Below are 2944 nucleotides of genomic sequence, written 5' to 3'. Positions count from 1 at the left end.
CCCATCCGGCGCAGCTCGGCGAACCGGTCAGCCATACCGGGCTTGACGATGTCCTTGAGGTCGATCACCCCGAGCACGGCCGGTGGCGCGCCAGTGATGCGCTGGGCCACCAGCAGCGGTGTGCCGCCGGCGGAGCTGATGCCATTCACCACGTCGCCGGTGGACGGCGGTATCGAGCCGCCGCCGTCGCGGACCCAGGTCATCACCGCGGCGGTAGCGCCCTTGCGGATCTCGCGGGCCGGGGACGTACCGGCCGCGGCGAGGTCGACGCCGCTCATCCGGGTCTGGGCGGTGAACGGCACCCAGTCCGCGTGCGGAAGATCCACCGTGCGCCGCTGCGGCTCGTCGTAGTCCAGGGCGGCCAGCGCGACCACTGATCGACCTTCGGGGGTCTCGTCAGCCAGCGAGGATAATTGCGCAGCCTCGGCCAGCTGACCGATGAGGGTGCCGCCAACGGGAGTGAACTCGCTGGCCTGCCGGTTTCCCAGCGTGACAGTGCCGGTCTTGTCCAACAGCAGCGTGTTCACATCGCCAGCGGCTTCCACGGCCCGCCCGCTCATGGCCAGCACGTTGCGCTGCACCAGCCGGTCCATTCCGGCGATGCCGATCGCCGACAGCAGCGCACCGATGGTGGTAGGTATGATGCAGACCAGCAGTGACACGAGCACGATGCCGGTGACACCGTTGGAGGTGATCGCGGCCGAGTCCGGGATGCCTGGCTGGGTGGCCTTGGCGAAGATCGCCATCGGCTGCAGGGTCGCGGTCGCGAGCAGGAAGATGATTGTCAGTGAAGCCAGCAGAATGTTGAGTGCGATCTCGTTCGGAGTCTTCTGTCGGCTGGCACCCTCTACCAGGGCGATCATCCGGTCGATAAAGCTCTCCCCCGGTCGCTGGGTGATCTCGACGATGATCCGGTCCGACAGGACCTTGGTGCCGCCGGTGACCGAGGATCGGTCGCCGCCGCTCTCCCGGATGACCGGTGCGCTTTCGCCGGTGATCGCGGACTCATCGACGCTGGCGACTCCGTCGATGACGTCACCGTCGCCTGGGATGGTGTCCCCGGCTTCGCAGACGACCCGGTCGCCCTGCTGCAGTTGTGGAGCGGGAACGGACTCCTCAGCGCCGGTGAAGTCGCCTCGATCCACCAACCGCCGGGCCAGGGTGTCGGTCTTGGCTCGCCGCAACGCGTCGGCCTGGGCCTTGCCGCGGCCCTCAGCGACCGCCTCGGCCAGGTTCGCGAACAGCACCGTGAGCCACAGCCAGCTCGTGATCAGCCATGCGAACGTGGTCGATTCCTCGATGGCGAGCACGGTCGTGAACACCGAGCCCACCTCGACGATGAACATGACCGGGTTCTTCCACAGCGTGCGCGGGTCGAGCTTCGCGAACGCCCCCGGTAGCGACGTCAGCAACATCTTCGGGTCGAGCAGCCCACCGCCCACCCGGCGTGATCTGCTGGACGGCACGGAAGCCGGCTGCCCGGGCGCGCCGCTCGGGGTGTCAAGGGTAGCGGTGGACATCAGCGCAGACCTTCCGCGAGCGGGCCGAGAGCAAGAGCAGGGAAATAGGTCAGCGCGACCACGATCAACGTGACGCCGGTGAGCAGGCCGACGAACAACAGCCGGTGGGTGGGAAGCGTGCCCTCCGACGCCGGTACGGGGCGTTGCCTGGCCAGTGACCCAGCCAGGCCCAGCACGAAGACGATCGGCAAGAACCGGCCGAGGAGCATCACGATGCCTAGCGCGGTGTTGTACCAGGTCGTGTTCACCGAGATCCCGGCGAACGCGGAGCCGTTGTTGTTCGCCGCGGACGTGAACGCATAAAGCACTTCGGAGAAGCCGTGAGAGCCGGTGTTGAGCATGCCGGCACGTTCACCCGGTAGGCCCATCGCGACCGCGGTGCCGACCAGCACCAGCATCGGGGTGCTCAGCAGATACAGCGAGGCGAACTTCACCTCCCGGCTGCCGATCTTCTTGCCGAGGTATTCCGGTGTTCGCCCGACCATCAGCCCGGCGATGAACACCGACAGCACGGCCAGAACCAGGATTCCGTACAGGCCCGAGCCCGTGCCACCGGGTGCGACCTCGCCGAGCATCATGTCGATCAGCAGCACCGCGCCGCCCAGGCTGGTGTAGGAATCGTGAAAGCTGTCGACGGCACCCGTCGAGGTCAAGGTGGTGCCGGCGGCAAAGATCGCCGAGTCCGGCACACCGAAACGTTGTTCGGTGCCTTCGGTAGCAGCACCTACCGCGGTCGGGACGGTGCCATGGTGCGCGGTCTGAAAGCCCACCATCAAGACGGTGGACAGGATCGCCAGTACCGCCATCACCGCCACGATCGCGTAGCCCTGGCGCTTGTCACCGACCATGTTGCCGAACGTACGCGGCAGCGAGAACGGGATGCAGAGCAACAGCAAGATCTCGATCCAGTTCGTCCACGCCGTCGGGTTCTCGAACGGATGCGCCGAGTTGGCATTGAACATGCCACCGCCGTTGGTACCGAGTTCCTTGATCACTTCCTGACTGGCGAACGGGCCGCCCGGCAGCGTCTGGCTGCCCCCAGCGATCGTGGTGACGCTGTGGTAGTCGTGGAAGTTCTGGATCATGCCGGCGCCGACGAAGACGACCGCGAACACGATCGAGATCGGAAGCAGGACCCGGAAACAGATGCGGGTCAGGTCGACCCAGAAGTTACCCAGCTTGTCGGTGCGGTTACGGGCGAGCCCACGGACCAAGGCGATCGCGACCGCGATGCCGACCGCGGCAGAGGCGAAGTTCTGCACCGCCAGGCCCGCCATCTGCACCACGTAACCCAGGGCGTTCTCCCCGGAGTAGGACTGCCAGTTCGTGTTCGTGACGAAGCTCGCAGCGGTGTTCCAGGACTGCGAGCCACCCATTCGCGGCACCGCGTACGGATGACCGAAGTGGTTCTGCAGCCGCAGGAA

General features: G+C 66.4%; 2 protein-coding genes. Both read right to left on the bottom strand.

All coding sequences use genetic code 11. The annotated features are described in order from the left end of the window. The coding region (kdpB, locus tag RM423_RS24385; RefSeq protein WP_311425633.1) for a potassium-transporting ATPase subunit KdpB at nucleotides 1–1520 on the bottom strand (1520 nt) is incomplete at its 3' end. After that, a partial coding sequence (gene kdpA / locus RM423_RS24380) for a potassium-transporting ATPase subunit KdpA (RefSeq protein ID WP_311425632.1) occupies nucleotides 1520–2944 on the bottom strand: 1425 nt, incomplete at its 5' end. The genes kdpB and kdpA, both read right to left, overlap by 1 nt.

The sequence above is a fragment of the Jatrophihabitans lederbergiae genome, assembly GCF_031845305.1.
In the GTDB taxonomy this organism is placed as follows: domain Bacteria; phylum Actinomycetota; class Actinomycetes; order Mycobacteriales; family Jatrophihabitantaceae; genus Jatrophihabitans_A; species Jatrophihabitans_A lederbergiae.
Note: the sequence above shows the minus strand (reverse complement) of the source record. Positions and strands in the feature narration are given on the sequence as shown.